An 18388-nucleotide genomic window follows, 5' to 3' on the forward strand; every position below is an offset into this window, starting at 1 on the left:
GGAGACGGTTATGAATGCAGAGCGGCAGGTGGCGTTGTTGCGCGGTATTAATGTCGGACGGGCCAAGCGGGTGGCGATGGCCGATTTACGCAAACTGCTGGGCGACCTGGGGTATGCGGACGTGCGCACGCTGCTCAACAGCGGCAATGTCGTGTTCGGCGCCGCCGGCGACACGCCGGCCCAGTCGGCCGCGCGCATCGAGGAGGCGCTGGTGCTCAAGCTGGGCGTGGCGGCGCGCGCGACGGTGCTCGACGCGGCCCGCTTCGGCGAGCTCATGGCCGACAACAGCCTGGTGGCGCTGGCCGACGACCCGAGCCGGCTGATGGTGTCGGTGCTGAACGATCCGGCCGACATGGCGCGCCTGGCGCCGCTGCTGGGCCAGGATTGGACGCCGGAGGCGCTGGCGGGCGGGCGCTGGGCCGCCTACCTGTGGTGCCCCGACGGCGTGCTGGCCAGCCGCGCCGCCGCGGCGCTGGGCGCGCTGCTGGGCGACGCCGTGACGTCGCGCAACTGGGCGACGATGGGCAAGTTGCACGCGCTGTTGCAGGAAACGGGCGTTGCCGGGTGATGGGGGCGCCAGCGCGGCCTGCTAGAATGCCGCTCCATGAATAAAGACATCCTCAAAGGCATGCTGATCCTGCTGCTGGCCGTCAGCGCCGTGCTCACCCTGTTCGTCCTCATGGCCGATTCCGGCCCGGACAAGGCCGGTTGCATCGCCAGGGCGCTGAAGGGCGGCATCCCGGTGGGCAATATCGAGCGCGTCTGCAACCTGACGTCGCGGCGCTGAGCGCCGGTCCCATCCCCTCAAGCATCCCGCGCCAGGCGGGATTTTTTTCGCCCGCGCGGCTAGGAGGGCGCCGGCGCGAATTTTTCCGTCACCTCGGCGCGCGTCGTAAACACCAGCAGGCACAGGCCGATCAGCAGCATGGTGATGAAGCTCGGCTCCGGCACCGGCTGGGCCGCGCTGTAGTCGCTGGCGGCCACTCTGGGACCGTCAAGGCGGCGTGCCGCGCCGTTGGCGGGCGGCCTGTGGCGCGCCGCGGGCGGACTGGCCCAGGGGGCGGCGACGCCGTCGAGCGAGGCCAGATAGGTGTCGGCCGAGGGCGGCGTGTACATGCCGGGGGATAAAAAGTCGGGCAGCGGGGCGATATAGTCAGGCGCGGCGCCGTCGGCCTGGACGGACAGGGTGTCGCCCTGGTGCGTGAGCGCAGGCGGGGGCGTTACTGGCGCGCCGCTGGCGAGTGGACAAGCCAGCAGTGCCGCCACGGTGAATGCGAAAAGCTTCATTCCGGGCTCCTGGTTCAGCGGACGGGAGGGGCTGCAGTCCAGCGCGTTCCCGGCCGAAGCGTCTGCCTGTGCGGGGGCAGACTGACGAGGTCGTAATCCAGTTTTCATTAAAGCACATGCGCGGTGTTTTCGATATGTGTATTTGCTTAAAGTCATTGAACTTGCTTCAAGGGAAATATTTTTTGCGACAGTGACTGCCCGCCACGGGACACGGTATATTATATGAAATGATATAATGATTGCTGACTTGAGGGATGGGAACAGCGATGCAGATGGACGGGGACAACTTTGATATGGACGGCATGCGCGCCGCCGCGCAGCGCGCCAGCGCCTTGCTGAGGGCGATGGCGAATCCGGACCGTTTGCTGCTGCTGTGCCAGCTGTCGCAGGGCGAGCGCAGCGTCGGCGCACTCGAACAGCTGCTGGGCATCCAGCAACCCACGCTGTCGCAGCAACTGGGCGTGCTGCGCGAAGAGGCACTGGTGGCGACGCGGCGCGACGGCAAGCAAGTGTTTTACCGCGTGGCCAGCGTCCAGGCCCTGGCGGTATTGCAAGTGTTGTACAGCCAATTTTGCGCCGAGCGAACGGCATGCGGCGATATACAATCGTCGCCATCGCAATGATATGGAAGGACGCCCGACGATGACAAGCCCGACTGAACGACGCGGCCGCGTGCCCGCCCGCCTGCTCTTGCTGGCGGCGACGCTGGCGCTGGGCGCCTGCGCCGGCAAGGCCAGGCTGGCCCAGCCGGAGGCCGCCGCGCCGCTGGCCAACCCCCAGGTGCTGCTGCTGGGCGAGGTGCACGACAACGCGGCCGGCCACCGCGCCCGCTTCGCCGACTTGCAGCGGCGCGTGGAGGCGGGCTGGCGCCCGGCCATCGCCATGGAGCAGTTCGACCGCGAGAACCAGGCCCTGCTGAGCAAGGCGCAGCGCGACTGCGCCGACGCCGAGTGCCTGATCCGCGTGATGGCGGCGCCGCGCTGGGACTGGCAATTGTACCGGCCGGTGATCGCGTTGGCGCTGCAGCACCAATTGCCGCTGCTGGCGGCCAATCTGTCGCGCGCGGACGCCTCGCGCACCGTGCGCGACGGCGTCGCGGCGACCTTCGACGCGGCCGCGGTGGCCGACTACGGCCTGGCGGCGCCGTTGCCGGCCGACATACGCGCCGGCCAGCAGCGCGACATCGTCGCCGGGCACTGCAATATGCTGCCCGATGGCATGATCGGCGGCATGGTCGATGCGCAGATCGCACGCGACATCTGGATGGCGAAGATTATCCGCGCGCAGGCGCCGCGCGACGTGGTGCTACTGGCCGGCAACGGCCACGTGCGCAAGGACATCGGTGTGGCGCGCTGGCTGACGCGGGCGACGCCGGCGCTGGTCGTGCGCAGCGAGGGGTATGTCGAGCCGGGCGGCGCGGCGGCCGGCGCCTTCGACGTTGCGCACACGGTGGCGGCGCAGGCGCGGCCCGACCCCTGCGCCAGTTTGCAGAAGAAATAATCGCCCCGCCTTGGCGCTTAGGCGAGCCGCCCCGCCTTGGCGCCTAGGCGCCTGGGCGCCATCCCCCGATATCCCACCGCAGGAGTTGACATGCCCTATGTTTTCCCCCCGCCGGCCCAGGCCGCCGTCCCCGTCGCCGGCAGCGACGCGGTTTTTCCCGTCCACCGCATCTACTGCGTCGGGCGCAACTACGCCGAGCACGCCGAGGAAATGGGCCACAGCGGCCGCGAGGCGCCGTTCTTCTTCATGAAGCCGGCCGACGCCGTGCTGCCGGTGGCGGCCGGGACGCTGGGGCGCATGGCGTATCCGGGCATGACGGCCGAGCTGCACCATGAAATCGAGCTGGTGGTGGCGATCGGCAAGGGCGGCGCCGACATTGCCGCCGCCGCCGCGCTGGCGCATGTGTGGGGGTATGCGGTCGGCCTGGACATGACGCGCCGCGATTTGCAGGCCGAGGCGAAAAAACTCGGGCGGCCCTGGTGCACCGGCAAGAGCTTCGAGCGGGCGGCGCCGATCGGGCCGATCACGCCGCTGGCGGCGGCCGGCGCCATCGGCAGCGCAGCCATCGCGCTGACGGTGAATGGCGTGGTGCGCCAGCGCAGCAGCATCGACAAGCTGATCTGGAACGTCGCCGAAACCATCGAACACCTGTCGCGTTACTATGTGCTGCAGCCGGGCGACCTGATTTTCACCGGCACGCCGGCGGGGGTGGCGGCGGTGGCGCCGGGCGATGTGCTGGAGGGCGCCATCGACGGCCTCGACAGCCTGCGCCTGCTCATCGTCGAGGGCGCAGGCGGCTGATTACGCGCCGGGCTGACCCGGCTGGGCGGGCGGGCCGTCGCGCAGGTCTTGTATGTCCTGGGCGCTCATCGTGCGGACGTTGCCGCTGCCTTCGGACTTGCCGCGCGGAATACGGCTGCCGGTGAGGTATTCCTTTTTTTCTTGCTCGGCCTGGGGAGCCGTGGTGCCGCTGTCGGTGCTGGCGCAGGCGGCCAGCGAGGACAGGATGGCGAGGCTCAAGACAATTTTTTTCATGTGCGATCGTTTCACTATGTTGAAGAAAGCGCCCGATGCGGGGAGAAGCTTGCTCGATGAGCAAGTCCCGCGCCCGTCCGGCGTTGCCCAATAGTAAACGTCTTGTTTAATTGCCTCAATATAATTATTGATTTTTGTGAATTATTGATCGCCGGAGGCGGTGCTTGCTGTGGCGCCGGCGGCAGCGTATTATGTGGATTGGTAGCAAGATTGATAGCTTCATCACACGAAGCAGGCGTCACCACCGCAAGCCCGCTGACCCCAGCCGGCCCCACGCAACCGGACGAATTACCCATGCGTCCATGCCGCGCGATCCGCCTGCCGACCCGCCGCCGCGCCGCCATCCCCTGCGCGCCACCTTGCCTGAACGGGCCGGCCTGTCCATCTTCCGCCATCGCATCCCGGCGCCGCAGTGCGCCCGTCCCCATCCCTCCCACAGGAGAGCAGTAATGAGTCAGCATCACGCCGGCGCCGTCAAGGCGAATTCCCCCGGCACCGTTTTATTTGCCAGCCTGATCGGCACCACCATCGAATTTTTCGACTTCTACATCTACGCGACCGCCGCCGTGCTGGTCTTCCCCAAGCTATTCTTCCCCGCCGGCGACGCCGCCGCGGCGACGCTGCAATCGCTGGCCACCTTCGCCATCGCCTTCTTCGCGCGGCCGGTCGGCTCGGCCGTCTTCGGCCACTTCGGCGACCGCGTCGGCCGCAAGGCCACGCTGGTGGCGGCGCTGCTGACGATGGGCCTGTCGACGGTGATCATCGGCCTGCTGCCGACCTACGCCACGATAGGCACGGCGGCGCCGCTGCTGCTGGCGCTGTGCCGCTTCGGCCAAGGCCTGGGTCTGGGCGGCGAGTGGGGCGGCGCGGTGCTGCTGGCGACGGAAAACGCGCCGCCGGGCAAGCGCGCCTGGTATGGCATGTTCCCGCAACTGGGCGCGCCTATCGGCTTCTTCCTGTCCGGCGGCATTTTCCTGTTGCTCACGCAAACCCTCAGCGACGCGCAGTTCTTCAGCTACGGCTGGCGCATCCCCTTCCTCGCCAGCGCCGTGCTGGTTGTCGTCGGCCTGTATGTGCGCCTGAAAATCACGGAAACGCCGGCCTTCCAGCAGGTGCTCGACAAGAACGAGCGTGTCAAGCTGCCCGTCGTCGCCGTGTTCCGCGAGCACGCCCGCGTGCTGGTGCTGGGCACGCTGGTGGCGCTGGCCACCTTCGTGCTGTTCTACCTGATGACGGTGTTCGCGCTGAGCTGGGGCACGACGGCGCTGGGTTTCTCGCGGCGCGACTTCCTCATCCTGCAACTGTTCGCCGTGGTCTTCTTCGGCCTGACGATTCCGCTGGCGGCCCTGCTGGCCGACGTCCACGGCCGGCGCCTGACGCTGATCGTCGTCTCGGCCGCGATCGCCCTGTTCGGCCTGCTGCTGGCGCCGCTGTTCGGCTCCGGCAGCGTGTGGGAAGTGACGCTGTTCATGTCGCTCGGCCTGGGCTTGATGGGCATGACCTACGGCCCGCTCGGCACCATGCTGTCGGAATTGTTCCCGGCCGAGGTGCGCTACACGGGCGCCTCGCTGACGTTCAACCTGGCCGGCATCCTGGGCGCCTCGCTGGCGCCGTACATCGCCACCTGGCTGGCCACCCATTATGGCTTGCAGTACGTCGGCTACTACCTGTCGGCCGCCGCCGCGGTGAGCCTGCTCGCGCTGGTGCTGGTCGGCAAGCAGAAGCAGGGTGCGCGCGGCTGGTCCGAGTGAGCCCGGTGAACCCTTGAAGGCAAGGCCGCCGGCAGCGATGCCGGCGGCCTTTTTTCATGCGCGCACGCTTGAGGCAGCGCAAACGCGTGGCCGCGCCGCGCGCTTAGTCTGGACCTGGACTCACCATTGCGCCGCGGCGTTGAAGGCAGCACATATGAAGGCGGACCAGGACAAGGCGACACTGTGGCGCATACCAATGTGGTTCTGGCTGGTGCTGCCCGCGCTATTGCTGTTGGTGCAGGCGCTGCTGGGGCCGCAAAGCAGCGAGCCGCTGCCGTACAGCGACTTCAAGCAATTGCTGCGGGCCGGCAAGGTCAACGACCTGTTGCTGAACAATGAAACGATCAAGGGCACGCTCAACACCGACGGCCTGGAGCAGATACTGCCGAAGCAGCGCGCCGCCGCCATCAGCGGCGGCAGCACGGCGCGGCGCGACTTCGTCACCGTCCGCGTCGGCGACCCGGCGCTGACGGACGAGCTGGAGGCGGCCGGCGTCCATTACGCCGGCCAGGTGCGCAGCGAGTGGCTGGGGGCGCTGCTGTCTTGGCTGCTGCCGCTGGCGCTGATCTTATGGCTGTCCTCCTATCTGACGCGGCGCGCCGGCTTCGGCGCGGGTTGGGCCCTCGACATCGGCAAAAGCAGGGCGCGCGCCTACGTCGAAAGTCAGACCGGCGTCAGCTTCGACGACGTCGCCGGCATCGACGAGGCGAAGGAGGAGTTGCGCGAAATCGTCGACTTCCTGAAAAACCCGCAGCGCTACCGCCGGCTGGGCGGCAAGATTCCCAAGGGCGTGCTGATCGTCGGCGCGCCCGGCACCGGCAAGACCTTGCTGGCGAGAGCCGTGGCCGGCGAGGCCGGCGTGCCCTTCTTTTCCATCAGCGGCTCGGAATTCGTCGAGATGTTCGTCGGCGTCGGCGCCGCCCGCGTGCGCGACCTGTTTGCCCAGGCCGAGCAGAAGGCGCCGTGCATCGTCTTCATCGACGAGCTGGACGCGCTGGGCAAGGCGCGCGGCATGGGCACGCTGCTGGGCGGGCACAGCGAGCAGGAGCAGACGCTGAACCAGTTGCTCGTCGAAATGGACGGCTTCGACGCGAACAAGGGCGTCATCATCCTGGCGGCGACGAACCGGCCGGAAATCCTCGACCCGGCGCTGCTGCGGCCGGGCCGCTTCGACCGCCACGTCGGCGTCGACCGGCCCGACTTGCGGGGCCGGGAAAAAATCCTCCAGGTGCACGCCCGCCAAGTCAAGCTGGCGCCCCAGGTCGAGCTGGGCGCGGTGGCCGCGCGCACGGCCGGCTTTGCCGGCGCCGACCTGGCCAACCTCGTCAACGAGGCCACGCTGCTGGCGGCGCGGCGCGGCAAGGACCAGGTCGGCATGGCCGAGTTCGACGAAGCCATCGACCGCGTCGTCGCCGGCCTGGAAAAGCGCACGCGCGTGATGAACCCGCAGGAAAAGGAGACGGTCGCCTTCCACGAGGCGGGCCACGCGCTGATCGCCGAGTTCCGCCGCCACGCCGACCGCGTGGCGAAGATCTCCATCATCCCCCGCGGCGTCGCCGCGCTCGGCTACACCCAGCAACTGCCCACCGAGGACCGCTACCTGCTCAAGCGCAGCGAGTTGTACGACCGGCTCGACGTGCTGCTGGGCGGGCGCGTGGCCGAGGAGCTGGTGTTCGGCGACATTTCGACGGGCGCGCAGAACGACTTGCAGACGGCGACGGACATGGCGCGCCACATGGTGACCCAGTACGGCATGAGCGAGCGGCTGGGGCTGGCCACCTTCGAGGAGGTGCGCGGGCCGCTGCTGAACCCGGCGGCGCCGGCGGAAAAGAAATCCTACAGCGAGCACACGGCCGAAACGATAGACGCGGAAATTTCCAAGCTGCTCGACGAAGCCCACGCGCGCGTGCTGGCCACGCTGCGCGAGCGCCGCGGCCTGCTCGACAAGCTGGCGCGCCTGCTGCTGGAAAACGAGACGGTGGACCGGGCCGCGCTGGACGCGCTGGGCAAGGAGGCGGCGCCGCCCGCCTGTGCCATAGGCTAGTGTCCTGGATCACAGATTCGTTGAATAAATATGACGAGAATCACCCTGATACGGCGTCGCAAATGCGCGCAAGGCCCCGGCCTCGCTGTGCTTTGCTCCTGGTCTCAGGCCGATTTCGTCACATTTATGATTCAAGGAACTTGTGATTCAGGACACTAGCGCCCCGCCTTGGCGCGCAGCGCCTCCAGGGTCTTCGGCAGGCTGTCCTTGCTCAGGCTGTCGACGATCCAGCCCATGCCCATCGGCACCGGCCCCGGGTCCGTGTAGACGAAGTAGCGGACGACGGTTTTCAGTTTGTCCGCCGGGGCCGGCGTCAATTGCCAGTAACCGCTGGTGTCGGCGATCGTCTCCTCCTGCTTCAGGCCCGCCGACGGCACCATCTTCCACGCCAGCTGGCACAGTTGCGCGCCGCTCTTCGCCTCCATCTTCAAACGGTATTTCTTGACCTTGCCCAGCGGCAGTTGCAGCGTCATGTCGACCAGGACGGCCGCGTCGGCGCCGCGCGTTACCGCCGTCTTCGCCACGCTGGGCATGAAGCTGGGATAATCGGCAAAATTCTGGATGATCGCGCACAGCGACGGCAGCGGCGCGTCGATGATGGTGGCGGCGAGGAAGGACTTGCCGGCGGCGCCGGCCTTGCCGACCTCTTGCAGCGTCACTTTCGACTCCGACAGCGTGGCCGCGTCGATGGCGGGCTCGGCCCGGGAGGCGCCGCAGCACAGGCAGGCGGGCAGCAACAGTGTGTGAAGCATGTTCATGCGGATAGCTGTCATGGTGGATTCAGGGTTGTGCGACGCGGCGGCGGATCGCCTCGACGTCGACCTTGCGCAAATAGCTGTCGATATTCTTCCAAATCGCATGGTAGCCGTAGCCGCCATGCTTGAGCTCATCGACGGCCTGCTCCTTGCTGCGCTGCTGGTAAATGATGCGGTACATGGCCGTCACCAGGCCGGTGCGGTCGGCGCCGTGCAGGCAGTGCAACAGCACGGCGCCGTCCCGCTCGGCGCTGCGGATCGCCCGCAGCGCCTGCACCACCTGCTCGTCGCGGATCTTCCAGGTGTAGATGGGAATCTGCACCGTCTTGATGCCGCTGTCGGCCAGCAAGACCTCGTCGGAATGGAAGGCGCGCAGGCTGACCACGGTCTTCACGCCCAACGCCTGCAGGCGGGCGACGTCGGCCGGTTCCAGCTTGGCGCTGCGGTAGAAAGTCGGCGTCACGCTGTACAGATTGGACGCCTTGTCGAGTTGGGGGGCCCATAGCGGATCGCGCGCATCCTGCGCCGCGGCCGCCGGCCACGTGGCCAGCGCGAGGGCGCCGGCCAGGACCAGCGGGGAAGGGGAAAAACGTATCATCTTGTTTGCCTGTCAGAGAAAAAAGTCGCCGGCCCGGCCTTACGCCGGGGTGTCGCCTAGCACCCGCTGCAACACCTGGCGCGCCGCGCCGGGGCGGCCCAGCGCCCTGGCTTTGGCGGCCATGTCGGCCAGTTTGGCCGGCTGGTCGAGCAGGTGGCGGATGCGGTATTCCAGCGTCACGGCGTCGAAAGCCTTCAGCGCCACACCCTGTTCGAGCAGGAAATCGGCGTTGCGTTCCTCCTGGCCGGGAATCGGCGAGTTGACGATCATCGGCAAGCCCATGGCCAGGCACTCCGACGTCGTCAGGCCGCCCGGTTTGGTGACGACCAGGTCGGCGCAGGCCATCAGGCGCTCGACCTGATCGGTGAAGCCCTGGGCCAGCAAGCGGCCCGGATGGCGTGCCGCGAGCGCCTGCAGCGCGGCCAGCGCCTGGGCGTTCTTTCCGGCCAGCACGACCAGCTGGAAAGTGCCATCCAGGGCCAGCAGGCGCGCGGCGATCATCTCCAAACTGCCCAAGCCGGCCCCGCCTCCCATCAGTAAAATCGTCGTGCGCTGCGGGTCGAGGCCGAAGGCGCGCGCGCATGCGGCGCGCTCATGCGCCTGGCCGAACGCCGGCATGATGGGGATGCCCGTCACATGGATCTGCCCGGCGCCGATGCCGCAGGCGCGCATGCGGAACGCCACCTCCTCGTTGGCGGCGAAATAGCCGCTCATGTGCTCATGCACCCACATCCGGTGCAAGTCGAAATCCGTGACCTGCACCCAGACCGGGCAGTGCAACTCTTGCTTGCGCAGGGACCGCGACAGGATTTCCGCCGGCAGGAAATGCGTGCAAACGATCGCATCCGGCTTGAACGCGGTAATTTCCTTCAGCAGCGCCCGCGTGTTGAGGCGCTCGACGCCGCGCCGCAGCCGCTGCATCGAACTGTCGGGCGGGGCGTCGTTGCTGGCCTGGTACAGATAACCCCACAGCGTCGGTGCCTTGTTCACCAGTGCAATGTAGAAATCCGTGTAGAGCTTACGGAAGCCGGCCGTGACGAAGTTCATCACGTCGAGGTGGATGGCGAGGACGTCGGCGCCGGCGTGGGCTCGGATCGCCTCGGCCGCGCGCATGTGGCCGGCGCCGGCGGAAACGCTCAACAAGAGGATTTTTTTCTGTGTCATGGACGGCAATCGGCGCAAATCCCGTGTTGGCGGGACGTGGTAGTTGTAAAGACGATATTGTCGCTGCTATTTACCATGGCTGACAACACTCTTCAGTTTCTCCTTGGAGGGCTTCACTGTTGACGTGGAGTGGCTTTAAAGCAGGAAAATTCTCTCGCTAAAAGTATGCGTACCGGCGCGATGGCAGTCGCTATTCGCACCGTAATGTCGATGCGGGCGATCCTTGGGGGCGGAAGGCGCTACGGCACACTATCGGGTTCTTCCAGCGCGGATAGCTTGCTTCGACGCGGCTTGCTTGAAAAAGCTTTTTCATGAAATGCGCCAGCAAGCTGGGATGGCTGAACGCTGGAGCCAGGCGAGATCGCTTAAAAATGGGCGTGTGCCGCATTTTATTTCAATGCAACGCAAAAAGCGGAGCACATTGCTCCGCCAGATTATTATTTACTCATCGGCCTGTTTTTGTGATGGTTGCTCTGAATAGGTGCCGCACGTTAGCAGCAGGCCGCAGCTTCGTCCGCCGGCGACGTCATCCAAATCGCCGTCGCTAACTTCCACGTTCTCTTCCGGCGTGGCATCGGTTTCCATTTTTTTGATGAGTTCTGCTTTCAGTGCGCCTTTCAATTTTTCATTGCTCATGTTTCCGCCTTTTTATTTTGAAATATTCTTTTTAGTTTTAAGACATTAAGAAGTGTTCGGTCTTTTTTTTACATTGCTAACCATGCCCTTGTTTTACATGCCGCCAACGCTCTGCACGCTCGTGCCTTGCTCAGTAAGTTCATTGAATGTCTAATCAATTTCCGATTTTATTATTGCGGATATGCTGAGTACATATCGCAGATGAACAACAGGCCGCAGCCGCCAGCAACGTCATCCAAATCGCTCTCGGGAATTTCCACGTTATCTGCCGGGGTAATTTTTGTTTGAATTTTTTTGATAATTTAAGATTTCAATGCATCTTTCAGTTTTTCATTGCTCATTTTTTCATAATTTTTTAGAAAATTTTTTTGGCTTTAAGACATTGATAAATTATTGGTATTTTTTTTGCAGTTATATCTTGGCCGTTTTTCTATCGGAAAAATTTCCTGTCCGAATTTTTCTTGATCTATGCCAGGATGCTGGCATTCAATTGGAAGGATTGTTTTCTAGAAAATCCTGTAAATTTCCATCTTTTTTCATCAAATGGTGCATTAAAAGTTTGTCTTTTATATTGATTTTATAGGAAGGGCATGCGACATCTTTTTCGTACCATTGCTTGGGACAGCCGCCGCCGCATACGGGGAAAAGATTGCATGTTTTGCAGGGGGCGATATCTGTTTTTATATCTCTGTACCAATCCCTGGTGATGGCGTGCTCATTGCGCTCCACGTCAATGGTGTCGACGTTTCCTATTTTATATTCAGCTTCTGCAAATTTAGGCGTATAAGGATATTCGTAGCAGGGGTAAATATTTCCGTTTGCATCATAAACTTCGGCATCTTTCTGTACCGTCATGCAAGGTTGAACCGTTCGGCGCGGAAGAACATTGCGGAACTTGAAGCCTTTTTGTATTCCATACAGTATCCAGTCGATTTCGGCGACGGCAAATTCTTCCCTGCTCAAGCTGCTTTTTTGCGCATTGTTACCGCCCCAGTCACTCACCGGCGCGAAATGCAAACTGACGCCCCGTTGCAAATTGTAGTAAGCGAGACGGTCGATTAATTTATGGATGCTCTTGGCGCTTGCTCTGGTGACGTTAACTCTGACCGTAATGTTGCAATGATTGTCTGCGAACTCGGGTAAATTGATGACATTGACGATATTGCCAAATATGATTTCGAATGTTTTCTTTCCCTCTTTGGTAATCCGAAATAAGTCGTGAGTTTCGCCCAGGCCGTCCAGCGTAATTTGATAGTGCGTGATCTTTTTTTCGAGTAATTTTAAGAATATATTCGGTTTGAAATTCACGCCATTTGTAATCATGTGGGCGCTGTAGCGAATGCCGTTGGCTTTACAGTAGTCGATCATGCGCTCGCTCATCGCCAAAATTTCTTTTTGCGCCATTAATGGCTCTCCCCCGTACCATTGCACCATGATGCTTTCGAAGGAATTTTTTTTCAAGTTGTGAATGATTCGGTCGGTAATTTTTATGCTGGTTTCTTCGTCGACATTTTTCTTTGAGTGTACCTGTCCGCAATAATTGCAGCCGAGTTGGCAATTCGCCGTCGGTTGGATGGTCACGTTGACACTTTTTGCGCTATCTAAAACAGAAACATTTCTTCCCAAAACTTCATCGAATTCATCTTGGAGCTCCGGGACAAGAATTTCCAGGTCTTTTAATGTAGTTAAATGTCTGTCTTCGACATCCGTAAAAATTCCGTTTTGCAATGCGACATACACTTTCTCCTTCACCATGACGGTTTTTCCGCTACGTGTTGAATACAGTAATCGCGAGGGATCGTCAGTGTGCTCCTCATCTAACAGGTCGGTTGCCACAATATACGTCGACAGTCGGTATTTTATTGTCATAATTTATCACCAATAAGGCAAGCGGTTGTAATGCGGGCGGCATCGGGTGTGGGTTCGGCGTGGTGTCCTTAAAGCGGCAGGCAGCGCGGCCCGCGGTGCTTGAAGGCGCACCACGCTGCTTTATTTCAAGGCGTAAAAAAATAGGCGGCGCCGCCTATTTCGGCAATTCATTATATGTCTGGGGGAACGTTCATGCCGCTGAAATTGAAGCAGACGTTGAGTAGCGCGCAGCCGCCGCCGGAAAGGCCATCCAAGTCGCCGTCGGTAATTTCTACGCTATCCGCCGGAACGACATCGCTCTCATTTTTTTTGATGATCTCGGATTTCAATGCGCCTTTTAATTTTTCATTGCTCATTTCATCTCCAATTTAGTTAAAGAATTTTTATATTAAAAAGTCCTAACTCTTTGCTGCACAGCTGCCTGTATCGCTGTTTTCCGCGCCCAAGCGCAGGCGAAATAAGTGGTGGAAAAGCTATTGATTTTTTAATGTGAATAACTTGCCAACGCACGGTCCCGACGGTTGAGCGCTTGGGTGAGACAAGCTTGGCCTTGAATCGAGCCATGCCGCTCAAAAAATAGGCGGCGCGTCCCGCTCCGCCTATTGGTTTTTAATTTTCTACGGGTGGGGTGGTTGTGCTGTAATTGCCGCACGTCAGCAGAAGGCCGCAGCCGCCGGCGACGCCATCCAAATCGGTCTCGGTGATTTCTACGCTATCTGCCGGCGGGGAATCGGTTCCATTTTCTTTGGTGATTTCGGATTTCAAAGCGTCTTTCAATTTTTCATTGCTCATTTTTCCATCCTTTTTTGAGAGATTCTTTTTAGTTTTAAGACATTAAGAAATTGTCGGTCTTTTCTTGAATTTCTATCTTTGCCGTATTTCCGCACTCTCTTGTGGCCGTTTTTTTGAAATGATATTCCGCTCGATATTGGCGCTATTTTTAACGGTATGGGCGAGTATGGACGTTTTATAAAACTCCATAGGTTTGTAGCGAAAGTTAAATGTGGAAACATACGGGCGTCATTCCGCAGACGATCGCCGGCAAGCGCCGCTCGATGTTTCCATAATAGATAAAACATTGCCCGCCCAGTTTCAGGCGCAGCCAAAAAATTAATTATTTAATAATTCAATGCTTGCCAAATCCTACATCATAAAAAAAAGGCATGTCAAGTTGTGAATAAATAAACAATCGAAACGAATAAGTTCAGTTGTTTTTCCTATGGCCAAGCCTCGCACCATGCTTGTGAGGGGGATGTTGTGGCGCCGGCGGCGTCGCTGCCGCCCGTGGCGCGCGCGGCAGGTGCCGTGCCAGAAAGGGGGGGGGGGGCTGTCATGGTGGCAGCCAATCGATGTCGCGCAGGAAGAAGGCGGCCGGGCGCCAACCGGCCGCGCGACGGGCAACAAAAAACCCGCGTACTCGCAAGGAGCGACGCGGGTTTTTCATGTGCTGCGTATTCGTGGTGGTGATAGGTGGACTTGAACCACCGACCCCAGCATTATGAATGCTGTGCTCTAACCAACTGAGCTATATCACCAAACAGCCCGGCGTGAGCCGGTGGCTGGTATAAACAGAAATGGTTCAGTCCGAAACCGGTCTGAACCATTTCTGATGATTCGTGGTGGTGATAGGTGGACTTGAACCACCGACCCCAGCATTATGAATGCTGTGCTCTAACCAACTGAGCTATATCACCCAACAGCCGAGCATTATCCCGGCTTCGCTTTTCTTTGTCAAGGCGGGGGCGGAAAAATCCGCACATTTCTCCCTCCAGCCCCGATTCATGGTCATTTCTTCAACGCCGCCAGGTGCGCCAGCATGCGCGCGGCCGGGTCGGCGTCGAGGCAGTCGACGACGATGCGTTCCGGCATGGAGCGCAGCCAGGTCATCTGCCGCTTGGCCAACTGGCGCGTGGCGATGATGCCCGTCTCGCGCAGCGCGGCGTAGCCGATGCGCCCGTCCAGGTAGTCCCAGGCCTGGCGGTAGCCGACGCAGCGCATCGACGGCAGGCCCGGGTGCAGGTCGCCGCGCCGGCGCAATTGCTCCACTTCGCCGATCAGGCCGCCGTTGCCGCCATCCTCGGCCAGCATCGCGTCGAAGCGCGCGGCGATGCGCGCGTGCAGCACGGCGCGGTCGGACGGCTCCAGCGCGAACGACAGCAGCTCGAAGGGCAGCACGGGCTTTTCGCGCAGCGCCAGCAGCTCGGACATCGGCTTGCCGCACAGTGCGATGATTTCCAGCGCGCGCTGGATGCGCTGGGCGTCGTTCGGCGCCAGCCGCGCGGCCGTGGCCGGGTCCTGCGTCTGCAGGCGCGCGTGCATTGCCGGCCAGCCGATGGCGGCGGCGTCCGCCTCCAGCGCGGCGCGGATGGCCGGGTCGGCGCCGGGCAGCTCGTCCAGCCCGTCGGCCAGGCCCTTGAAGTACAACATCGTGCCGCCGACCAGCAGCGGCAGCTTGCCGCGCGCCGTGATGTCGGCCACCAGGGCCAGCGTGTCGGTGCGGAACTGCGCCACCGAATAGGCGTCGAGCGGGTCGATGATGTCGATCAGGTGGTGCGGCGCGCTGGCGCGTTCGGCGGCGCTGGGCTTGGCCGTGCCGATGTCCATGCCGCGGTACACCAGGGCCGAGTCGACGGAGATGATTTCGGATGGGATCTGGCGCGCGATGGCCAGCGCCGCGGCCGTCTTACCGGATGCCGTCGGCCCCATGATGGCGAGCGCGAGCGGCAGTTTTGCTGTGTTTGTCATGATGCGATTCTAAAAAACGTGGTGGTGCGAAACAGCTGGCGGGGCTGTGCGGCCCTGGATATTTACTGCCCGCGCAGGAACAGCTTGTCGAGCGCGCCGATGTCCACCTGCACCCAGGTGGGCCGGCCGTGGTTGCACTGGTCGGCCCGCTCGGTGTGCTCCATCTGCCGCAGCAGCGCGTTCATCTCCTGCACCGACAGAATGCGGTTGGCGCGCACGGCCGTGTGGCAGGCGAGGGTGCCGAGCAGCTCGTTCTGCCGCTCGATCAGCACGCGCGAGCCGCCGTATTCGCGCACGTCGCGCAGCACGTCGCGCGCCAGCGTCTGCGCGTCGGCGTTCTTCAGCAGCGTCGGCACGGAGCGCACCGCCAGCGTCGTCGGCGACAGCGCGGCGATGTCGAAGCCGAGCGTCTTCAGCGTGTCCTGGTTTTCATTCGCCGTGCTCACCTCGATGGCGTCGGCGTAGAAGGTGATCGGGATCAGCAGCGCCTGCACCTGCATGTCCTGGCCGGACACCTGGGCTTGCAGCGCCGTCTTCAGCTGTTCGTACAGGATGCGCTCGTGCGCCGCGTGCATGTCGACCAGCACCAGGCCCTTGGCGTTCTGCGCCAGGATGTAGATGCCGTGCAGCTGCGCCAGGGCGAAGCCGAGTGGATGCTCCTCCTGCGCCATGGCGGCCGCCGACGCGATATACGGCTCGGCCGGCTGGAGCGCGTCCGGGCGGTCGGTTGCGAACAGCGCGCCATAGTTGCTGCTGCTTTGCGCCACGCCGCCGGCCTCGTTGTTTTGCAGCGAACGCGCCGACGGCCCGAACGGCGACGGCGAGTAGGTCGCCGAGAACTGCGGCCCGAACGAGGTCTGGGTTTGCTCGCGGCGCCACACGCCGGGTCCGCCGGCCAGCTCGGCCGGCTGCGCGCCGAAGCCGTTGCCGGCCGCCGGCTGCGGCGCCTGCACGTTGCCGAAGGCCGTGGCCGAGGTCTGCGCCAGCACCCGCTGTACGGCGTGGAAGACGAACTGGTGCACCGCGCGGCTGTCGCGGAAGCGCACCTCGATCTTCGACGGGTGCACATTGACGTCGACCAGCGCCGGGTCGAGGTCGAGCGCCAGCACGTAGGACGGGAAGCGGTCGCCGTGCAGCACGTCCTGATAGGCGGCGCGCACCGCGTGCACCAGCAGCTTGTCGCGCACGAAACGCCCGTTGACGTAGAAGAACTGGCCGTCGGCGCGCGCCTTCGACGCCGTCGGCAGGCCGGCGAAGCCGTGCAGGCGCAGCGGCCCGGCCGTCTCGTCGAGCGCCAGCCTGGCCTGGGCGAAGCCGTCGCCGAGGATGTGGGCGCTGCGCCTGGCCATCTCGCTGACGTTCCAGTGGTCGATGGTGCGGCCGTTGTGCGTCAGCGAGAACGACACGTCCGGGCGCGCCAGCGCGATGCGCCGCACGACCTCGGCGCAGTGGCCGAATTCGGTCTGCTCGGACTTGAGGAATTTGCGCCGCGCCGGCGTGTTGAAGTACAGGTCCAGCACGTCCACCGTGGTGCCGTGCGCGCCCGACGACGGCGCCACGCCGCCCGTGTGCGAGCCGACGATCTCCCAGGCGTGGGCGGCGTCGGCCGTGCGCGAGGTGAGGGTGACGGCGGCCACCGAGGCGATCGAGGCCAGCGCCTCGCCGCGGAAGCCCAGCGTGCCGACGTTTTCCAGGTCGCTCAGCGAGGCGATCTTCGAGGTCGCGTGGCGCGCCAGCGCCAGCGGCAACTGCTCGGGCGCGATGCCGCGGCCGTTGTCGGTGATGGCGATGCGCTTGACGCCGCCCTCTTCGAGGCGCACGGTGATCTGGGTGGCGCCGGAGTCGAGGGCGTTCTCCAGCAATTCCTTGACGACGGCGGATGGCCGCTCGACCACCTCGCCGGCGGCGATTTGCGAAATCAGTTGGTCGGGCAGGGCCTGGATCGGGCGGTGGGGCGTGATGGGAGCGTTCATGCCCCGATTATAGCGTTTCGTTGTACCGGCTAGCCGCCCCGGCTAGCCGAGGCGGCTTTGCTCAGTCCCGCGCCCGCTCGCGCACGGGCAGCGGCGCGTTGCACAGCTCGATATGGCCGGCCGCCACCTTGTTCCACGGCCCGCCGCGGTTGCGCTGGGCTTCGACGGCGGCCTGGTAGGTGGCCGTGTCGGTGCGCATCAGCTCCAGATTGCTGCGCTCGGCCGGCGCCACGTCGGCCGCCAGGCGGACCGAGGCGATCGGCACGTTTTGCTCCGGCTTGGCATAAAAACCCATCGGCGCCGTGCCGCGCGGCAGCGTCGCCAGCAGCGGCATGCCGGCCACGACGCGTCCGACGACGGTGATGTTGCGGTCCAGGTGGCGCGGCGCGTGGCCGATCACCGCATACAGCTCGGCGCCGCCGCCGCTGTCGCTGGCGTTGTCGCGCCCGACCCCGACCGTTCCATAGCAGTGGGTCAGCCAGGCCGCGCCGGTTTTCGGGTCGCGCGCCGACGCAAAGCCGTTCGAGTGGCCCACCTGCGGCGCGTAGCCGTCGCGGTCCGGCAGCCGGGTGAACTTGCCGGCGCCCTTCAGCGGCACGGTGAATTCGCCCGGCAGCGTGCGCTGCGCCGTCGTCATCGGCTTCGGATTTTTCTCGTCCGGGTCGCCCCATTGCACCACCCAGTTGTCCTGCGCGCGCAGGATGGCCAAGCCGTCGAAATAGTGTTCCCGCACCAGCGCCTTGATGTTGGCGACGTGGCGGGGCGCGAACGCCGGCGCCATCTCGATGACGACGCGGCCGGCTGGAATCTCCAGGTACAAGGTGTTGTCCGGGTCGAGCGGGCGCCAGTCGGACGGCTGCGAGCCCTTGATGACGTCGGCCAGCGTCGGCTTGGCGGCCGGCGCGGCGGCGGCGCCCGGCGCCAGCGTGGCCAGCGCCAGGATCAGGGCCGCGCGGGCGGCGGGGCGGTTTGCTGCTGCGGTGAAAACGGGCATCCTGTCTCTCCTGGCTGGGGCGCCGCGAACGCGCGGC

19 protein-coding genes and 2 tRNA genes are annotated in these 18388 nt (G+C 63.4%); 7 read left to right on the forward strand and 14 right to left on the reverse strand.

Annotated features, from left to right (window positions below; translation table 11 throughout):
* The first annotated feature begins 10 nt into the window (after positions 1–10).
* A complete protein-coding gene (locus OIK44_RS14500; RefSeq protein WP_273671570.1) occupies positions 11–568 on the forward strand; it encodes a DUF1697 domain-containing protein in 558 nt (185 codons plus the stop codon).
* 36 nt (positions 569–604) lie between these two features.
* Positions 605–787, forward strand: a complete 183-nt coding sequence (locus OIK44_RS14505) for a hypothetical protein (RefSeq protein ID WP_273671572.1) — start codon at positions 605–607, stop codon at positions 785–787.
* 59 nt (positions 788–846) lie between these two features.
* Here OIK44_RS14505 and OIK44_RS14510 read toward each other — a convergent pair whose 3' ends face one another.
* The gene (locus OIK44_RS14510; protein ID WP_273671573.1) at positions 847–1287 is read right to left on the reverse strand and encodes a PEP-CTERM sorting domain-containing protein; all 441 of its coding nucleotides are present in this window, start codon (positions 1285–1287) and stop codon (positions 847–849) included.
* Positions 1288–1559: 272 nt separating this feature from the next.
* Between OIK44_RS14510 and OIK44_RS14515 the strand changes: the two genes are divergently transcribed.
* The 3 genes from OIK44_RS14515 to OIK44_RS14525 all read left to right on the forward strand — a co-directional run bounded on the left by OIK44_RS14515 (position 1560) and on the right by OIK44_RS14525 (position 3588).
* A complete protein-coding gene (locus tag OIK44_RS14515; RefSeq protein ID WP_273671989.1) occupies positions 1560–1910 on the forward strand; it encodes an ArsR/SmtB family transcription factor in 351 nt (116 codons plus the stop codon).
* A 19-nt stretch (positions 1911–1929) separates the two neighbouring features.
* Positions 1930–2787: a ChaN family lipoprotein gene (locus tag OIK44_RS14520; protein WP_273671575.1), complete on the forward strand. Its 858-nt coding sequence runs from the start codon at positions 1930–1932 to the stop codon at positions 2785–2787.
* A gap of 90 nt (positions 2788–2877) precedes the next feature.
* Complete coding sequence (locus tag OIK44_RS14525; RefSeq protein WP_273671576.1) at positions 2878–3588, forward strand: fumarylacetoacetate hydrolase family protein; 711 nt, start codon at positions 2878–2880, stop codon at positions 3586–3588.
* Here the strand turns inward: OIK44_RS14525 and OIK44_RS14530 are convergent, their stop codons facing one another.
* The gene (locus tag OIK44_RS14530) at positions 3589–3822 is read right to left on the reverse strand and encodes a hypothetical protein (protein ID WP_273671577.1); all 234 of its coding nucleotides are present in this window, start codon (positions 3820–3822) and stop codon (positions 3589–3591) included. It abuts the gene before it with no gap.
* A 449-nt stretch (positions 3823–4271) separates the two neighbouring features.
* Between OIK44_RS14530 and OIK44_RS14535 the strand changes: the two genes are divergently transcribed.
* Positions 4272–5573: an MFS transporter gene (locus OIK44_RS14535; protein ID WP_273671579.1), complete on the forward strand. Its 1302-nt coding sequence runs from the start codon at positions 4272–4274 to the stop codon at positions 5571–5573.
* 154 nt (positions 5574–5727) lie between these two features.
* The gene (gene ftsH, locus OIK44_RS14540) at positions 5728–7617 is read left to right on the forward strand and encodes an ATP-dependent zinc metalloprotease FtsH (RefSeq protein WP_273671581.1); all 1890 of its coding nucleotides are present in this window, start codon (positions 5728–5730) and stop codon (positions 7615–7617) included.
* A 155-nt stretch (positions 7618–7772) separates the two neighbouring features.
* Here the strand turns inward: ftsH and OIK44_RS14545 are convergent, their stop codons facing one another.
* The 12 genes from OIK44_RS14545 to OIK44_RS14600 all read right to left on the reverse strand — a co-directional run bounded on the left by OIK44_RS14545 (position 7773) and on the right by OIK44_RS14600 (position 18351).
* The gene (locus tag OIK44_RS14545) at positions 7773–8369 is read right to left on the reverse strand and encodes an SRPBCC family protein (protein ID WP_273671583.1); all 597 of its coding nucleotides are present in this window, start codon (positions 8367–8369) and stop codon (positions 7773–7775) included.
* A gap of 28 nt (positions 8370–8397) precedes the next feature.
* Positions 8398–8970: a dual specificity protein phosphatase family protein gene (locus tag OIK44_RS14550; protein ID WP_273671585.1), complete on the reverse strand. Its 573-nt coding sequence runs from the start codon at positions 8968–8970 to the stop codon at positions 8398–8400.
* Positions 8971–9009: 39 nt separating this feature from the next.
* On the reverse strand, positions 9010–10134 hold the full coding sequence (locus OIK44_RS14555; RefSeq protein ID WP_273671587.1) for an MGDG synthase family glycosyltransferase: 1125 nt from the start codon (positions 10132–10134) through the stop codon (positions 9010–9012).
* A gap of 441 nt (positions 10135–10575) precedes the next feature.
* Complete coding sequence (locus OIK44_RS14560; RefSeq protein ID WP_273671589.1) at positions 10576–10770, reverse strand: hypothetical protein; 195 nt, start codon at positions 10768–10770, stop codon at positions 10576–10578.
* Between the two features lie 486 nt (positions 10771–11256).
* Positions 11257–12606, reverse strand: a complete 1350-nt coding sequence (locus OIK44_RS14565; RefSeq protein WP_273671591.1) for a radical SAM/SPASM domain-containing protein — start codon at positions 12604–12606, stop codon at positions 11257–11259.
* Between the two features lie 203 nt (positions 12607–12809).
* The gene (locus tag OIK44_RS14570) at positions 12810–12995 is read right to left on the reverse strand and encodes a hypothetical protein (protein WP_273671593.1); all 186 of its coding nucleotides are present in this window, start codon (positions 12993–12995) and stop codon (positions 12810–12812) included.
* A gap of 253 nt (positions 12996–13248) precedes the next feature.
* The gene (locus tag OIK44_RS14575; protein WP_273671594.1) at positions 13249–13431 is read right to left on the reverse strand and encodes a hypothetical protein; all 183 of its coding nucleotides are present in this window, start codon (positions 13429–13431) and stop codon (positions 13249–13251) included.
* 666 nt (positions 13432–14097) lie between these two features.
* A tRNA-Met gene (locus OIK44_RS14580) sits at positions 14098–14174 on the reverse strand.
* 82 nt (positions 14175–14256) lie between these two features.
* A tRNA-Met gene (locus OIK44_RS14585) sits at positions 14257–14333 on the reverse strand.
* 91 nt (positions 14334–14424) lie between these two features.
* Positions 14425–15384, reverse strand: coding sequence for a tRNA (adenosine(37)-N6)-dimethylallyltransferase MiaA (gene miaA / locus OIK44_RS14590; protein WP_273671598.1), 960 nt, complete (start codon positions 15382–15384; stop codon positions 14425–14427).
* A 62-nt stretch (positions 15385–15446) separates the two neighbouring features.
* A complete protein-coding gene (gene mutL, locus OIK44_RS14595) occupies positions 15447–17357 on the reverse strand; it encodes a DNA mismatch repair endonuclease MutL (RefSeq protein WP_273671600.1) in 1911 nt (636 codons plus the stop codon).
* Positions 17358–17418: 61 nt separating this feature from the next.
* Complete coding sequence (locus OIK44_RS14600) at positions 17419–18351, reverse strand: peptidylprolyl isomerase (protein ID WP_273671602.1); 933 nt, start codon at positions 18349–18351, stop codon at positions 17419–17421.
* Positions 18352–18388: the final 37 nt, after the last annotated feature.

The sequence above is a fragment of the Janthinobacterium fluminis genome, assembly GCF_028595325.1.
Taxonomy (GTDB): Bacteria; Pseudomonadota; Gammaproteobacteria; order Burkholderiales; family Burkholderiaceae_D; genus Janthinobacterium; species Janthinobacterium fluminis.

What these genes read in the sequence shown, in the direction of transcription:
- ftsH (WP_273671581.1), top strand. Translation starts at nt 5,728, where the DNA reads ATGAAGGCGGACCAGGACAAGGCGACACTGTGGCGCATACCAATGTGG.
- miaA (WP_273671598.1), bottom strand. Translation starts at nt 15,384, where the DNA reads ATGACAAACACAGCAAAACTGCCGCTCGCGCTCGCCATCATGGGGCCG.
- OIK44_RS14560 (WP_273671589.1), bottom strand. Translation starts at nt 10,770, where the DNA reads ATGAGCAATGAAAAATTGAAAGGCGCACTGAAAGCAGAACTCATCAAA.
- OIK44_RS14535 (WP_273671579.1), top strand. Translation starts at nt 4,272, where the DNA reads ATGAGTCAGCATCACGCCGGCGCCGTCAAGGCGAATTCCCCCGGCACC.
- OIK44_RS14575 (WP_273671594.1), bottom strand. Translation starts at nt 13,431, where the DNA reads ATGAGCAATGAAAAATTGAAAGACGCTTTGAAATCCGAAATCACCAAA.
- OIK44_RS14510 (WP_273671573.1), bottom strand. Translation starts at nt 1,287, where the DNA reads ATGAAGCTTTTCGCATTCACCGTGGCGGCACTGCTGGCTTGTCCACTC.
- OIK44_RS14520 (WP_273671575.1), top strand. Translation starts at nt 1,930, where the DNA reads ATGACAAGCCCGACTGAACGACGCGGCCGCGTGCCCGCCCGCCTGCTC.
- OIK44_RS14505 (WP_273671572.1), top strand. Translation starts at nt 605, where the DNA reads ATGAATAAAGACATCCTCAAAGGCATGCTGATCCTGCTGCTGGCCGTC.
- mutL (WP_273671600.1), bottom strand. Translation starts at nt 17,357, where the DNA reads ATGAACGCTCCCATCACGCCCCACCGCCCGATCCAGGCCCTGCCCGAC.
- OIK44_RS14600 (WP_273671602.1), bottom strand. Translation starts at nt 18,351, where the DNA reads ATGCCCGTTTTCACCGCAGCAGCAAACCGCCCCGCCGCCCGCGCGGCC.
- OIK44_RS14570 (WP_273671593.1), bottom strand. Translation starts at nt 12,995, where the DNA reads ATGAGCAATGAAAAATTAAAAGGCGCATTGAAATCCGAGATCATCAAA.
- OIK44_RS14500 (WP_273671570.1), top strand. Translation starts at nt 11, where the DNA reads ATGAATGCAGAGCGGCAGGTGGCGTTGTTGCGCGGTATTAATGTCGGA.
- OIK44_RS14525 (WP_273671576.1), top strand. Translation starts at nt 2,878, where the DNA reads ATGCCCTATGTTTTCCCCCCGCCGGCCCAGGCCGCCGTCCCCGTCGCC.
- OIK44_RS14555 (WP_273671587.1), bottom strand. Translation starts at nt 10,134, where the DNA reads ATGACACAGAAAAAAATCCTCTTGTTGAGCGTTTCCGCCGGCGCCGGC.
- OIK44_RS14545 (WP_273671583.1), bottom strand. Translation starts at nt 8,369, where the DNA reads ATGCTTCACACACTGTTGCTGCCCGCCTGCCTGTGCTGCGGCGCCTCC.
- OIK44_RS14515 (WP_273671989.1), top strand. Translation starts at nt 1,560, where the DNA reads ATGGACGGGGACAACTTTGATATGGACGGCATGCGCGCCGCCGCGCAG.
- OIK44_RS14550 (WP_273671585.1), bottom strand. Translation starts at nt 8,970, where the DNA reads ATGATACGTTTTTCCCCTTCCCCGCTGGTCCTGGCCGGCGCCCTCGCG.
- OIK44_RS14530 (WP_273671577.1), bottom strand. Translation starts at nt 3,822, where the DNA reads ATGAAAAAAATTGTCTTGAGCCTCGCCATCCTGTCCTCGCTGGCCGCC.